Source organism: Weissella halotolerans DSM 20190 (assembly GCF_000420365.1).
Taxonomy (GTDB): Bacteria; Bacillota; Bacilli; order Lactobacillales; family Lactobacillaceae; genus Weissella; species Weissella halotolerans.
The window spans coordinates 454,732-469,258 of record NZ_ATUU01000001.1; the positions used below are offsets into that span (position 1 = coordinate 454,732).

The 14,527-nt window shown below is 43.2% G+C and carries 14 protein-coding genes; 1 reads left to right on the forward strand and 13 read right to left on the reverse strand.

The window, feature by feature from the left end:
* Positions 1-12: 12 nt before the first annotated feature.
* From G414_RS0102265 to G414_RS0102285, 5 genes are all read right to left on the reverse strand, one after another.
* Positions 13-2,478 (reverse strand): carbamoyl phosphate synthase preATP-grasp domain-containing protein, encoded by a 2,466-nt coding sequence (locus G414_RS0102265; RefSeq protein ID WP_022791250.1) that lies wholly within the window; start codon positions 2,476-2,478, stop codon positions 13-15.
* Complete coding sequence (locus tag G414_RS0102270; protein ID WP_022791251.1) at positions 2,475-3,560, reverse strand: carbamoyl phosphate synthase small subunit; 1,086 nt, start codon at positions 3,558-3,560, stop codon at positions 2,475-2,477. The genes G414_RS0102265 and G414_RS0102270 overlap by 4 nt, the downstream gene beginning before the upstream one ends.
* A gap of 56 nt (positions 3,561-3,616) precedes the next feature.
* Positions 3,617-4,135, reverse strand: a complete 519-nt coding sequence (gene pyrR, locus G414_RS0102275) for a bifunctional pyr operon transcriptional regulator/uracil phosphoribosyltransferase PyrR (RefSeq protein WP_022791252.1) — start codon at positions 4,133-4,135, stop codon at positions 3,617-3,619.
* 126 nt (positions 4,136-4,261) lie between these two features.
* Positions 4,262-5,200: an RluA family pseudouridine synthase gene (locus tag G414_RS0102280; RefSeq protein WP_027694500.1), complete on the reverse strand. Its 939-nt coding sequence runs from the start codon at positions 5,198-5,200 to the stop codon at positions 4,262-4,264.
* Complete coding sequence (locus G414_RS0102285) at positions 5,200-5,595, reverse strand: EbsA family protein (RefSeq protein WP_022791254.1); 396 nt, start codon at positions 5,593-5,595, stop codon at positions 5,200-5,202. Before G414_RS0102285 ends, G414_RS0102280 begins: the two co-directional genes overlap by 1 nt.
* Before the next feature lie 150 nt (positions 5,596-5,745).
* Here G414_RS0102285 and G414_RS0102290 point away from each other — a divergent pair, with 150 nt between their 5' ends.
* Complete coding sequence (locus G414_RS0102290) at positions 5,746-6,147, forward strand: RNase H family protein (protein ID WP_022791255.1); 402 nt, start codon at positions 5,746-5,748, stop codon at positions 6,145-6,147.
* On the opposite strand, the gene G414_RS0102295 is transcribed toward G414_RS0102290, so the two are convergent.
* The 8 genes from G414_RS0102295 to G414_RS0102330 form a co-directional block, all read right to left on the reverse strand.
* On the reverse strand, positions 6,133-7,539 hold the full coding sequence (locus tag G414_RS0102295) for a Na+/H+ antiporter NhaC family protein (RefSeq protein ID WP_022791256.1): 1,407 nt from the start codon (positions 7,537-7,539) through the stop codon (positions 6,133-6,135). The two genes, G414_RS0102290 and G414_RS0102295, sit on opposite strands and share 15 nt — an antisense overlap.
* Positions 7,540-7,933: 394 nt before the next feature.
* Complete coding sequence (locus G414_RS0102300) at positions 7,934-8,506, reverse strand: GNAT family N-acetyltransferase (protein WP_022791257.1); 573 nt, start codon at positions 8,504-8,506, stop codon at positions 7,934-7,936.
* A gap of 83 nt (positions 8,507-8,589) precedes the next feature.
* A complete protein-coding gene (locus G414_RS0102305) occupies positions 8,590-9,252 on the reverse strand; it encodes a DUF421 domain-containing protein (RefSeq protein WP_022791258.1) in 663 nt (220 codons plus the stop codon).
* A 15-nt stretch (positions 9,253-9,267) separates the two neighbouring features.
* The gene (locus G414_RS0102310; protein WP_022791259.1) at positions 9,268-9,714 is read right to left on the reverse strand and encodes a DUF3290 family protein; all 447 of its coding nucleotides are present in this window, start codon (positions 9,712-9,714) and stop codon (positions 9,268-9,270) included.
* Between the two features lie 113 nt (positions 9,715-9,827).
* Positions 9,828-10,439 carry a nitroreductase family protein gene (locus tag G414_RS0102315; protein WP_022791260.1) on the reverse strand — a complete coding sequence of 204 codons (612 nt, stop codon included), beginning with the start codon at positions 10,437-10,439 and terminating at the stop codon, positions 9,828-9,830.
* A gap of 89 nt (positions 10,440-10,528) precedes the next feature.
* Positions 10,529-12,037 (reverse strand): carboxypeptidase M32, encoded by a 1,509-nt coding sequence (locus tag G414_RS0102320; protein ID WP_022791261.1) that lies wholly within the window; start codon positions 12,035-12,037, stop codon positions 10,529-10,531.
* A 101-nt stretch (positions 12,038-12,138) separates the two neighbouring features.
* Entirely contained in the window at positions 12,139-13,602 is a 1,464-nt protein-coding gene (locus G414_RS0102325; protein ID WP_022791262.1) for an ABC transporter substrate-binding protein/permease, read from the reverse strand.
* Between the two features lie 15 nt (positions 13,603-13,617).
* Positions 13,618-14,349 (reverse strand): amino acid ABC transporter ATP-binding protein, encoded by a 732-nt coding sequence (locus G414_RS0102330; protein WP_022791263.1) that lies wholly within the window; start codon positions 14,347-14,349, stop codon positions 13,618-13,620.
* Positions 14,350-14,527 lie beyond the last annotated feature (178 nt).

Below are 14,527 nucleotides of genomic sequence, written 5' to 3' on the forward strand. Positions count from 1 at the left end.
TTACTCGCCTGATCAATCATCAAGGATTAATTGAGCCCCAATCGCAAAGCGGCCGTTATCAAAGGAACCGTGAATATGCATATGTTCAATAAATTCATCATCGACATACTTGAGCGTGCCCCGATGATGTAACCACTGCCATTGCTTTAGGCCCAGTAAATGTGCTTGATCCTGCTGAGTTTCTTGACCAACCATGTAGCGAATTGCCATGCGCATCCACGCATAGCCACTCACTTTCTCCAGGAGAGCTACCTGCACAAAGGGCATTGGTCTTAGTTGAACATCTAGATCCGTTCCCACCAACTGACCAGGACTTAACTGACTTTGATAAAGTCCCGGTTGTCGAAAATCTCCCTCTGGCAAATTAAGACTGACTTCTGTTATCTTCTTCGGTTGACTGACAGTAACCTGCTCATTTGACTGCTCGCTTATTGCCACTGGATACAAGGCTTGTCCATCACAGAAGTAATTAATTAAAGAAGTTGCCCCATCTGCTGCCATAGTAGATGGCAAATATTTTTCATGTGGAATCACTTGCACGTTCAAACCGACAGCCCTTAGACTTTGGATAAGCTTAATTCGATTACCAGGCACAAAAACCTGACTAGGTTGCTCAATTTCTACCACATTCATCACATCTGAAATTTCGATTGGTTCAAAATAGCGCTTATCCCCTAATTGTGGGACAAATAAGAGGTCATGGGGATTATTATTCACCAACACCGTTTGCCAGCCTAATGCCTTTAATTCGTCTGCCACTGTTGCTTCAACATAAGAAGCCGCTGCTCCATCGCCCAATCGAAATGCTCCACTACCAATAATCAACGCCGTGTGATCGCCTAAGCGTTCACTCTCATTTTCATCTTCAAAAGTTGAATAAAATTGAGCAACAGCTTCTGGAAACTCACCTGCCGAAGGTTCAAATGCTTTATAAGTAGGCAATACATTATTATCCCAACGGTAACGGCGAACACTATCGTAAACTGTATTCCATAGGCGCGCGACTAAGCCGTCAGACAGCCCATAATATTTTGCTGCCTTAAGCGTTTCAATATCCCAAGGATGCTCACGAACTGACTGTTCCAACGTCATAATTTGTTCTATTTTATAAAAATAAAAGGGATCAATCTTAGTTAATTCAGCCAATTCATCAACTGTATAGCCCCGCCGAATCGCTTCCATAAGCACAAAAATACGATTGTCACGGGGATGAATTAATTGTTCAATCAATTCACTGTCAGTGAGTGCATTCATGACGGTCGGCGAAAAACTAACATTATTAAAATGAGCTGCTCGAATCGCTTTTTCAAGGGCTTCTTCAACACTACGCCCCACTCCAATGGTCGCACCAACTGATTTTTGGACTGTATCCAACCGATTAGCCGTTAGAATGTCCGCCTTTTCAAGTTCACGAAAGGCAAAAACCGGAAAGCGAATCGCAATATGATCCATTGTCGGTTCCAAAAGTGCTGTATGATTTGCATAAATTCCCGGTAAGGTCACTTTATCCAATCTTTCCCCTAACATCACCCCGGTCATAACTGGTACTAGAGGATAGCCTGTTGCGGCTGTGATCAAGGCTGCTTTTCGGTCGTAATAGGGTACAATCCGCGTAATGACATAACTTTCATCCTCGGGTCGAACAGCAAACCGAACCTCTAACAAGCCCTCAACCTTAAACCCTCGTGCTACCTTAAAGGCCGCCGTCCGCAAGGTTTCCGTTATCGGATCCGATAGCGTTTGAATGGGTGTAATGGCGATTGAATCTGCTGAATGGACACCAACTGGATCTAAATCTTCCACCCCGCCAATCATTAATGTCGTATCGCGACAATCACGCATCACCACTAAGGCAATTTCACGATATCCACGAATACTTTTATCGACATTGACTTGGTGCGTTAAGGATTGGCGCAGAGCATCCTGGGCAATTTGATCTAAATCGTCAGCATCATCAGCCTGCAAACGCACAGCTGGACCCGGCGTAGCAATCGGCCGTAAAACAACTGGAAAGTCCAGTTCCCTAGCCGCATCAAAAACCTCACCGGCATTGGTTGCTAGCCGAGTTTGCACTGCTGGTAAGTTTAGCTGTTCTAATCGTTCCTGCAAGTACTTTGTATTTTGGGCCGCCTGCATAGCTGGATAAGAGGTTCCAAATAGTTTAGGGGCCTGATCCCCTAGGCTTTGAACCACATTTGCTGTTAAATTAATAGCAGTCATACTGCCCACGGTCGGTACAATAGCAGTAATATTGTAACTTTCTAACGTTGCCAGTACATTGTCCAAGGTTAAATCAGCTGTAATGACGTCGATATCTGGACGACTAGCCGTAAAACTATAGGGATTATTGTCAATCAAGAAAACATCATAATGACGGTCTAGCAAAGCCGAAGCCATTTGATAGGCCGCTACATCACCTTCTGTTTCACGACCAAACCCATTTGGCCCACTCCCAATAATGAGCACACGCTCTTTCATGACAGATCTCCTTTCCGTCGATCTTCGACTAATTCCATAAAGTCTTCAAACGGCTGACTAGCTTCAATGGGACCCGGTGATGCATCAGGGAAAAATTGCACGCTAAAAGCTGGATAATCACGGTGACGAATACCCTGAATCGCCCCATCGGTTAAATCAACATAGGTCACAATCATATTTTTATCTTTTAAACTTGTTGCATCAATCTGGTAGCCCTGCGCTTGCGTAGCATAAAGGATTTGATTAGTAATTTGCTCACGAATCGGGTGATTCATACCATGGTGCTCAGTTTGCATTGGTACTAATTGAATACCGTTTGCTAAGGCAAATAATTCATGTCCTAAGCCAATACCAAATAATGGCACCTGCGTTTGAAAGTGTTTAATGAGTTCCAAAATATCGGCTGGTACATCATTCGGATTCCCTGGGCCCGAAGATAAAATAATTCCATCTGGATCTAAATTAGCTAACTCATCAATGGAGGTACTAAATGGCAGTACGGTTACATTCGCATCATAGTCATTAAGTTTTCGCAAGATACCGTTTTTTAACCCAAAATCAAGCACCACCACATTAGCACCACGGCCGGGATTCACATAGGCGCGGGGGGTTGAAGTCTGTTGAATTTGTTGATTTGAAAGAACGAGGGCCTGTAATTGGTCAAAGGCATGCTCATCAGGAACATCAACAATGGACGCTTTTTGAGTGCCTGTTTCCCGCAAGTGCCGCGTCAGTGCTCGTGTATCTATTTGTGCAATTCCCGGTACATTGTATCGTTTTAGAAATTCATGTAAGCTCATTGACTTTAAACGATTAGTTGAAACCTCAGCCAACGAACGGACAACAACCCCTTTCACCATCGGACCAATTGCTTCATCTGCCCGGTGATTAATGCCAGCTACCCCAATTGTTGGCATAGTAAAGACCACAATTTGGTTATGATAAATGGGATTCGTCATAATCTCTTGATAACCAGTCATTGCAGTATGAAAAAAGATTTCACCAAAGGTTGTTGCTGGGGCGCCAAAGGCCTCACCTGGATAGATGGACCCATCTTGTAATATTAAATATCGCCGTGTCATACCCTACCTCGTCCTGCCGATTACTAAGTGCTCGGTATGTTATTTTACTTACTGAATTACTGGATTTCTACTGAATCAAAACCATCAACTTCTTTAACATTGACTTGAATACGTTCAGAAGAAGACGTCGGAATATTTTTCCCAACAAAATCTGCTCGAATGGGCAATTCACGGTGTCCCCGATCGACTAAGACCGCTAAATTCACCACTGCTGGCCGGCCATTATCCATCAAGGCATCCATAGCGGCACGAATCGTCCGTCCGGTATAAAGCACATCATCGACTAAGATAACCCGCTTGCCGTCAATATTGATATCCAATTTTTGTTTCGTGACAGCTGCTAAAGGCTCCCCTTGGTCATCACGATAAGCTGAAATATCTAGCTCACCTACAGGAATATCAACATTTTCTAACTGCTGTAGTCGGTTAGCAATGTGCTGGCCAATATAAACACCACGGGTTTTAATGCCAACAATAACTAAATTCGCAATCCCTTTATTTTTTTCAATGATTTCATACGTAATCCGGGTCAAAGCACGCTGCATTGCCATTGCGTCAACAATCTCTTTTGCCATCTCAATTTCTCCTCTGTTCAATAACATTAAAAAATGGCGTCATCTGTTACCAGATAACGCCATCACCCTTTTTCCCTCGCGTTATCCCCTGGTCAACTCACGGATTGACGACTTAAGAAGACCCTCTTAGTTTATCATGTTTTCACCAGACTCGTTAGTCTTCTCCGCATACGGAGTCAACTGAGCCAACATCGTTTTAAACCCCGCAGGCAAAGGGGCAGAAAAACGCAAATCCTCACCGGTTGTCGGCTGGGTCAAGCCCAGTGTAGCTGCATGTAAGTACTGCCCCTGGCCCGGTAGAGTCTTTTTTGGTCCATATAAGGGATCACCAGCTACGGGATGCTTAATATAGGCCATATGAGCTCTAATTTGGTGGGTCCGCCCAGTCTCTAAGGTTACCCTGAGTAATGTATAACCGACAAAACGTTTTACAACTTCAAAGTGAGTTACAGCTGGCCGACCTTCAGCAACGACCGCCTGCTTTTTACGATCCATGGGTGATCGGCCAAGTGGAGCATCAATTGTTCCACGTTCCTCACTAAATTCACCGTGAACCAGGGCATAATATTGTCGTAAATTTTTCTTCGCCTTGAGTTGGGCACTCAGTACCTCATGTGCATGATCATTCTTGGCGACCATCAACAGACCAGATGTATCTTTATCGATACGATGCACAATACCTGGTCGAATAATACCATTAATTGACGACAATTTTGTATGATACAATAAGGCATTTACTAGTGTCCCATCAGGGTGCCCAGCTGCCGGATGAACTACCATGCCCTGCGGTTTGTTAACTACAATCACATCATCATCTTCATATACAATCTCGATTGGTAAATTTTGTGGTCTAGCTGCCAAAGGTTCTGCTTTTGGTTCTACCAATGTTATGCGGTCGGCTGCCTTAACACTATACTTTGGCTTTTTTTTCTGCCCATTAACCAGTACATGACCATCTGTAATCCACTTGGTCAATTGGGCCCGACTAAATTCTGGAAAGGCCGTTCGTAAAACTTTATCCAAGCGCCCCTGCTCTGTTGTAATGACAACCTCTTTACTATCCATCATGCCTCCTGCTCAACTGTCATTGTCTCCCGCTCAACGGCCTTAATAAAGGCATCTGCCAACTTGGGTGACAGCCAATAATTGTAATTTTCACCGTCAACCGTAAACAAGACCTGATGTCGGTTGACCTGTAAGTGACGTATATCAGCTAAGTCCAAACGCTCAGTATGCAGTCCAAAAAGTTGATACAAGCGCAACTGCTCCTTAGTGAGACTGGCCTTGCGCCGAACAAATAGCCACACGACGAGTATGATAAACACAAGGTAACTAACAATCGTATAAGGAGTCACCTTAGTTGCTTCTAGCCACATAATAGTGCCAAACATGGGCAACATCAGCAGCCAGGTCCAAGTAACCCGACCAATTAACCCAGCGGGTTGATAATATCCATTCATAACCTATCCTCATTTTATTTGCTTATTCAGGTTAGTATACCACGTCTTCTATTTAAGGACCCTTAAAGCCATTTTTGGCTGTATACGGCCTCCTGCTCTATAATAGGACATAAGATTAATTGATATTCTACTCAGTTCAAAGGAGATCACATGCTTACTACCATTCATAGCGACGCAGCCAGTAAGGGTAATCCTGGGCCCAGCACGGCTGGTGTCACGATTGTTCGGGCTGGTCACCAATACCAGTACCAACACGCCCTGGGTAATCTTAGTAATCATGAAGCTGAATTTGCAGCTGCTCAATTTGCCTTTGAGCAAGCTGATCGTCTCTGTCAGCCAGATGACACCATCATGTTTTATAGTGACGCCAATCTTGTCATTGCAAGCTTAGAAAAGCGCTATGCTAAACATTTCCCTAAGCAATTAACTTCATTATTAGCCCATATCGACCGCTATCAGCTAGTGATTGTTCACTGGATTCCAGAAAAAGAAAACAAAGGTGCCCACCACCTAGCTCAGCAAGCGCTTCATCGCTTATTAGCTTCTTCTTGAAGGTGTAGCCTGTTTTAAGCCAATCCCCGTCCAAGCAGCTAATAAAGAAAAAAGAGGTGATAGCCAGGCAAAGAAAACAAAGGGCATAAAGTGCCAAACTGAAACACCTAATGTTTGGGCCGCAAAACTACCGGCTACTCCCCAAGGAACAAGATAATTAAATACTGTTCCTGAATCTTCCAAAGTCCGACTTAAGGCTAACCGACTGAGTTTGAGCCGATCAAAATCAGCCTTCCAAAGTTGACCTGGAATAATCGTGGCTAAATATTGTTCCCCAATCATAAAATTAGCAACTATTCCAGAAATAATGGCCCCGGTTACGACCCCAGCTTGGCTGTGTAGCCGTTTAGCCAGCGGTAGCATCACTGCCTGCAGAATGCCTTGTTCCGTCAGGAGCCCACCCAAAGCTAACGCTAACATGATTGTAATAACAGTTGGCATCATCGCCAGCATACCACCTCGATCTAACAAAGCCGCCACAACGGGTTGTGAACTATAACTCTGGTAACCATTTAATAATAACTCATTTAACGCTGGTAACCCCTTTTGCGTCAAAAAGGCTGCTGCGGACACTACGACATTCACTAATAAAGTCGGAATTGCTGGAATCCGACGCCAAGCCATCAGGACTAATAAGCCTAACGGTAGCACTGCCCACCAACTTGGTTTAAATAAAGCCATCAATTGTCTTAACTCAGCTGGATGGGCAATGCCCTGATGTCCTAAACCAAGCCAGGTAAAAAGCACTAAGCTGACCGCTAAAGCCGGTATGGTCGTCCACATCATATTTTTAATGTGAGCGAATAAATCAGTCTGTGCAATCGAAGCCGCTAAGTTGGTAGAGTCTGACAAAGGAGAACTTTTATCACCAAAGATTGCCCCGGAAATGATCGCCCCGGCTAAAATATCAGGTGCGATACCTAACGTCGTTCCAATGCCCATCAAAACCGTCCCAATCGTCGCAATCGTCGTAAAAGCAGACCCAATCATTGAGCCTACGAGCGCCATTACTAAGAGGGCACTAGGCAAAAACCACTGTTCATTAGCCAATTTAAAGCCCAGCACTAACATTGTCGGAATTACACCTGTCGCTAACCATAAAGCGATTAGCATTCCGATTAGTAAGAACAAAAACAAAGGGGCTAATCCTGTCTGCAGGCCTGCTAACAGATTTGCTTGTAGTTGGCTAAAAGAATGTCCCAGCAAGCGGCCAACAGCCATGACCAAACTAATACCGGCAATCAGTGGAATATAAGGTGGTAAATGATAACCAATAATACTGATGGTAAAAATGAGGACTAGGGCTGACATGATTAACATGGCTTGCCAAAAGGCGGGCCTTTTTGTCAGCTGGGGATTATCTTTTAAATGGGATTGATTATTGTTAGCCATTTTTGACTACCTACTTTCTCTTAATCTGTTATCGCTATGCTACTGCTATGTTCTTTTATGGCAGCCAGCATCAATAACGAGCCACCCCACCTGCTTTCACTTTGTCACTTTTTAAAAACATTGTGCTCATCCTTTCTCCTTAACCTACAAAAAAAGTCCCAGTTATACATATGTATAACTGGGACGAATTAGTTGCTATCCGCGGTACCACCCATTGTTTAGCACTCAAAAGAGAGTCCTACCCTTAGTGTTTTTCTGCTAATTTTAATATCAATAATTCATCACACAGGCCTGCCCCGTTTTCAGCAACCACGGTTTCTCTGACGTTGAGCCTGTATCACTACTAACTGTCATGATAGGTGGTCACTCACTAATTGTCAACTATTTCCAGCCCTTACTTTGAATTAGGTCGCCATTCCGCCCGTAAAACTCCATACTTGACTGAATCATAATATTGTCCTTGCCAATAACGGACTTGGCGAATACGACCTTCACATAGTAACCCACTCTTTTTAGCTAGCATCAGCATAGCTGGATTACCCGACCAGGTTGTCAATCCAATGTGCGGTAGTTCGGGATAATAGGTAAAAAGCCCGGTTATCCAAGCAGTCAGGGCTTGTGTGCCTATTCCTCGCCTCCAATTACTTTGCTTAGCAATAACCAGCCCAACTTCCAGCCAATGACCTAAATGACCATCTGTAAAATAAGCGGTTACCATACCGACAATCTGCTTATCAACCTTAATCACCTGGCCACGGTCAGGTTTCCCTAAATACGTCTGCCTATATCTTTCATAAAAGGCAGGCCAGGTTAAAATAGGATCATCAAAATAAGGGCCATTAAACTGCATCCAAACTCTATCCGCTTTGCCTCCATAAAGGATATCGAATAAGGGCTGTAAATCCGCTTCTTGAACAGGGCGAATGCTAATCTTAGCTGGTGCATTAGCCGGATTACTTTCTGTCATCTATCAATCTCCTATCAAAAGACCGCATTTATCCATTTTTAATGGATCAGCGTGCTTGCCAGGGAAACAGCCGCTTCGTCTAGCTACTTATCAACCGGTTTTGCTTCATCAGGATGATAAAGATGCAGCACTAAATGACCATGAATAAATTCCCCCAAGTAAATATCTGCAATGGCAATATTTTTATACTGCTTACTAACTTGTTCTTCAAGCCAAGCGACATCATGATCTAAAAGATCCAAGAGTTCATAATTAATTTGCCCATCTTGGATCAGCGGATACTTCACATCTTCTTCTCCGTATTTAGTCAAAGTTAGCTGTCCATTTTGTTCAACAATCGCTAACTTTAATGCTTGAATTTCATCGATTCCAGCTGAACGTAACTTAAACATTAATTCATTAGCACTCAAACCGGCCCGCAAAATATTATCCATTTGCAGTTCACCCCTACGGACGATGACAATCGGTTTTCCATCCACAATCGCCTTAACCAAATAGTTATGATTCTTTACAAATTTCAACAAAAGCACTAAAAAGGTCCAAATAATCAAGACCATGACAAATTGTAAAACACTAACTGAGGCATTATATAAGACGCCACCGATAATACCACCAAGAACATAATTTTGAATCTGGTCCATAGCCGAAATGGGTGCTAAATTTCCCTTGCCCAATATATTAATTTGAATTACTAAGGCCATAATTCCAACTGCTAGCTTAAGAAAGACAATACTATAACTATCCATTCATCCCACCTACCCTTATTTAACCTTAATGTCTGATTTTGCCAGCACTAAATACGTCGTTTTCATAGTATATGTATGATTATCACCCGCAAAGTCCAGTTGGTAATAGTGACTACCATTGCGAACAATCATGGTTGGTTGCATTTGCGTCGTATTAACCGAAACCTGGCTAACTGGTACTCCTTTTTCCTTAGCAAAGCTCCTTAAAACCTGTGCGACCTGACCGCGTTGTGATTGTTGCCGTTTAAGCCCATCAAATTGTTGAATTTGTAAACCAACCAAAAAAAGAACCACTAAGACCAACATAATACCGATATCCCGGTATTTACTATCGTGATGATGGCGGTAGTAGAGGGTCATAATGACACCCACGGCGACTATAAAGCCAATTGTCAATAATAAACCCACCATCTGTGTTACGTTATAACTATCACCCAAAGATTTAATCGTATAAAAGGTCATCTTCCTACTCCTGTCCCACCTATTTTAGTCAAACACCTTTATTATAGCCTATTTCTTTGCGCTAACTACTAAAAAAAGTGACCCTGGTTATCCTCAGGTCACTTAGCGTTAGCTTATGGTTCAACTGTTATAAAGCGAACATCATCATCCATCATGTCCTTATCACCCGCCGGTTCTTCAATGGAGCCAAAGACAAATTGGCCACGTAAACGCCAGCTATCAGGAATATCATAGGCAGCTTGCAAGTCACTATCAATCACTGGATTATAATGTTGTAAATTACCACCTAAATGCGCCGCCGTCGCCGTCATCCATACTGAATAGGCTGCAATGCCTAAGGCTTCTTCTGACCAATCATAAAAGTTATCAGCATAAAAGGCAAATTGTTCCTCAAATTGTTTAACTACGGCCATATCGGTATACAGAAGCACTGTTCCATAACCGTTTTTAAAACCCTCAAGTTTAAGTCGCGTGGTCGCATTAAACTGTTCATCATTATTCACGACCTGGCGCATCCGGTCAATAATCATGTCCCACAGACGATCATGGGCAGCGCCTAAAACGAAAACTGCTCGCGTCGTTTGATTATTAAACGGAGTTGGGCTTTGTTTAATCGCAGTTTTAAATGCCTTAATCAAGTCAGCATCTGATACCTTGACCTGCTTTCCTAAGTGATAAATTGAACGTCGTTGCGCTTGTAACGCCAAAAAAGCCTCTGTATCCATCTTACTTTCTCCTTATCAAACTTGATATATCTTCTTAATTGAACATATTTTATTATATATCTTTACAAAAAGTAAGTAAATACCTAGAGTTAAAGTTGATACACATCGGCATAACGCTCAGTTTGCAGTTTCAACCAATAACTTGGCTGTAAACTTTCGCCTGTGGCTGTCTGTAAAATCTCAGCTGGCGTCTTAGAAGCTCCATATTGCCAAACATGCTCTCGCCGCCAAGCAATTAAAGGCGCTAAGTTGCCCGCCTGCAAAAGGTCCTTGACCGGCAACTCCTTCTCCATGGCCTGTAAAAACTGAGCTGCATAAAGATGCCCGAGGGCATAAGAAGGGAAGTAGCCAAAATCACCACTGGCCCAGTGAATGTCCTGTAAAATACCTGTCAACGCTGAGTCTGGCCGCACGCCAAGGTAGGCTTCATATTTATCATTCCATAGTTTCTCTAGGTCCGCGACTGGTAGATCATCATTAAAGAGTGCCTTCTCAATTTCATAGCGAATAATAATATGTAAGGGATACGTCAATGGATCTGCCTCAGTCCGAATCAATGTCGGAGCCGTTTTCATCCAGCCACGGTAAAATTGTTCTAACTCAATATCCCCCAAGGCTGCAGGCCAAGCCGCCTGCAACCGTGGAAATTCACTGGTCCAAAAGTCCTTTGACCGGCCGATCATTACCTCATTGAATAAGGATTGTGATTCATGAATACTCATCGCAATGCCCTTATTAAAGGGGGTGTAATCCCACTTGGAATCGATATTTTGTGCAAAAAGGCCATGTCCAGCCTCATGGTACACGCCCAAAATGGCCATTTGATAATCATTTGGTGACCAACGCGTGGTAATCCGGGCATCGTTACGGTTCAAATCTTGCATAAAGGGATGAATGGTATCATCCAATCGTCCCTTCTGTGCATCATACCCCAAGCGCTGAATGGCTTCCCAAACATAGGCTCGCTGCTTGTCTACTGCTACCGTGCGCTGTAAAAAACTAGCGTCTGGTTCCACCCCATCGTCCTTTAACTGTTGCCGTATGTCTGCGATGCCCGTCTTCAACTGATCAAAAATACGGTCAAGTTTATCAACCGTTAAACCTGGTTCAAATTGATTGAGTAACACATCGTAAGGCGTTGCCTCATCTTTTCGCCAATAACGAATAAATTGTCGTTTAGCTTGAATAAGCTTTGCCAATACAGGTGCATAAAGTTGATAATCATCAGCCTGCCGGGCAGCCGTCCAAGCATCTTGTCCTTGAGAAGCTAACCGTTGAAAGGCTTCATATTCTGCCTTTGGAATACTAGCGTCACGGACGTAATCACTTTGAAAACGTTTAAACAATGCCTGGTCATCTGTCGATAATTCTGCTAAATGCGTTGGCTGACCAAAATACTTATTTAGCTCTTGTGCCGCTTCCCCTGTTGCAACCGCTAAATACCGGCTAGCTAAATAGCTTTGTAACTCGGCCCGGAAGTCTCCACTTGCTTGCGGCATCCCAGTTAATTGATCCCATCCCGCCAGTGCCATGGCTTCTTCTAATAAAGCCTGTTCTTTTAGATTGGCCCGTAAAGTCTGTCCCGTTAACGCTGTCATCGTCCTACCTCAATCTTTCTCATTTTATTCTCATAGTATTCCTATTTTAGCATAACCATTCTGCAAAAAAACAGGCACCTTGATCAAGATGCCTGCCGTCACTAATCTGTTACATGCAATTTCTTTTCAAAATATCCCATCAAACGGCTAATCCCAAAGGTTAAGATAAAGTAGATGGCTGCCGTAATCACAAGAGGAACAAATGGCTTAAAGGAAGCCCCCTGCACCACCGTTGTCTGAAAGGTTAGTTCACCAACGCCAATCACCGACACCACAGACCCTTCCTTGATTACCGTCACAAACTCATTACCTAAGGCTGGTAAGATATTTTTAATGGCTTGCGGTAAGATGATATAACGCATAGTTTCAAATTTAGAAAAGCCAAGTGAACGAGCGGCCTCAGTCTGTCCAACGTCAACAGACTGAATACCAGCACGAATAATTTCAGCCACATAGGCCGCTGAATTCAAGAAGAGCGCAATGGCCCCCGCCGCAAAACTAGATAAGTTTAATCCTAACAGTTGTGTACCAAAATAGACCATAAAAACTTGAATTAGCAAGGGAACGCCACGTACGGCCTCAATATAACTAATCGCTAACCATTTAGCTGGCCGAAAGGAAGCAAGTTTCATTAAAGCCAAAAGAGTTCCTAAGATAATGCCACCAAAAACACCAATTATCGCCAGCCCCACTGTATAGACCGTTCCCTTCCAAAACAAGGGACCATACTTTTTAATAAAGGATTCCTTGGCTAAGGACTGCCGAATAGCTGTTTTCCGCCACTTTGCCAAAGGCTTTCCCATGACGTTTTCCTCTAGAATCGTATTTACCTTATCCAGTAATATTGGTGCATTCTTTGGCACCACAATTGAAGCTGGAGAGGCCGATGCGGCCGGTAACGTCACCGGAGCAATTTGATAGGCATCATTTTGTGCAATGTAGGTATCGGCAATCGTTTTTGAAACAACCAGTCCGTCTACCTTGCCTTGATTTAACTGTGTCAGCAAGTCCGGCATCTTTTTTAATGAGACAACCTTTTTGGGATCCACCGCCTTGGCTGCATCCTCTTGGACCGTGGTTAACTGTGCCCCTAAAGTCACCTTTGGTAGGTCCTGAACACCGTTAATTGGGTTAGCCTGCCCCTTTTTCGTCAAAATAACCGATGGATCGGTATAATACACCTTTGAAAAATTAACCTCACGCGCCCGTTCCGGTGTTTCTGACATCCCTGCCAACACCAAATCCAACTTACCGGTTTTTACACCGCCTAGTAGGGCATCAAAACTCATATCCTGGACAACTAATTTCACACCAAGTTGATCAGCAATTTCTTTTGCAATTCGAATGTCAAAGCCGACAATTTTATCTTGTCCGTTAACCGTAGTATGAAACTCATAAGGGGCATAGTCCGCAGAGGTTCCTACCACTAGTTTGCCGTCTTTTTTAATTTTTGTGAGCACTGGATCTGTTTGTGCTGCCTGGCTAATGGACATCTGGCCACACAATCCGATCCACAGGCTCAAAGCCATCACCATTGCTACAAACAATTTATGATAATATTTCATCTTAATCGGATCTCCTTACATCATGGTTGCCAAAAATTGTTGGGCCTTAAGACTACGTGGTCGCTCAAAAAAGTCAGCCGACTGTTGATAGATATCAATTTGTCCGTCTGCCATAAACCAAACCTTATTCGCTACCTCACGGGCAAATCCTAATTCATGGGTCACGACTAACATGGTCATTCCTTCATCGGCTAAACTTTGCATAGTCTTTAGAACCTCTTTAACCATTTGCGGGTCCAACGCTGATGTTGGTTCATCAAAAAGCATAATCTTAGGTTCCATCGCTAGGGCCCTTGCAATCGCTACCCGCTGCTTTTGACCGCCGGACAAAGAGGCTGGGTACACGCCTGCAAAGTCGCTTAAGCCAACCTTGGCTAATAACTGATTAGCTGTCTTTTCTGCCTGCCCTTTGGCTTGCCCCTTTAACTTCACCAGAGCCAAGGTAATATTATCGATTACTGTCATATTTGGAAAGAGATTAAAACTTTGAAAGACCATCCCAATATCTTGGCGTACCTGATCCAATTCTTTATCCTTTAACGCTTCTAGGTACTGCCCTTCAAAAATAACATGCCCACTTGTTGGTCGTTCCAACATGTTAAGTTCTCTTAATAAGGTTGATTTTCCCGCACCGGAAGCACCCAAAATCGCAATAACATCACCGGCAGTGACCTTAGCTGAAATTGACTCTAAAATTACCCGGTCCTGATATTCCTTATGCAGTTTTTCAAGGGTTAATATGGTCATTTGTTTCACCTCATTTTTAAGTAAGTGTGACTAGCATAGCAGTTTTTGCATATTCGTGCAATCTTTTTTACCCAAAAGGGCAATATCGTCCTTTTAATTGAATTTTTATACAATAAAATGAATATTATACATTAAAAAACCAATCGGTCAGCAAAGACCGATTGGCTTTTCTCATTTC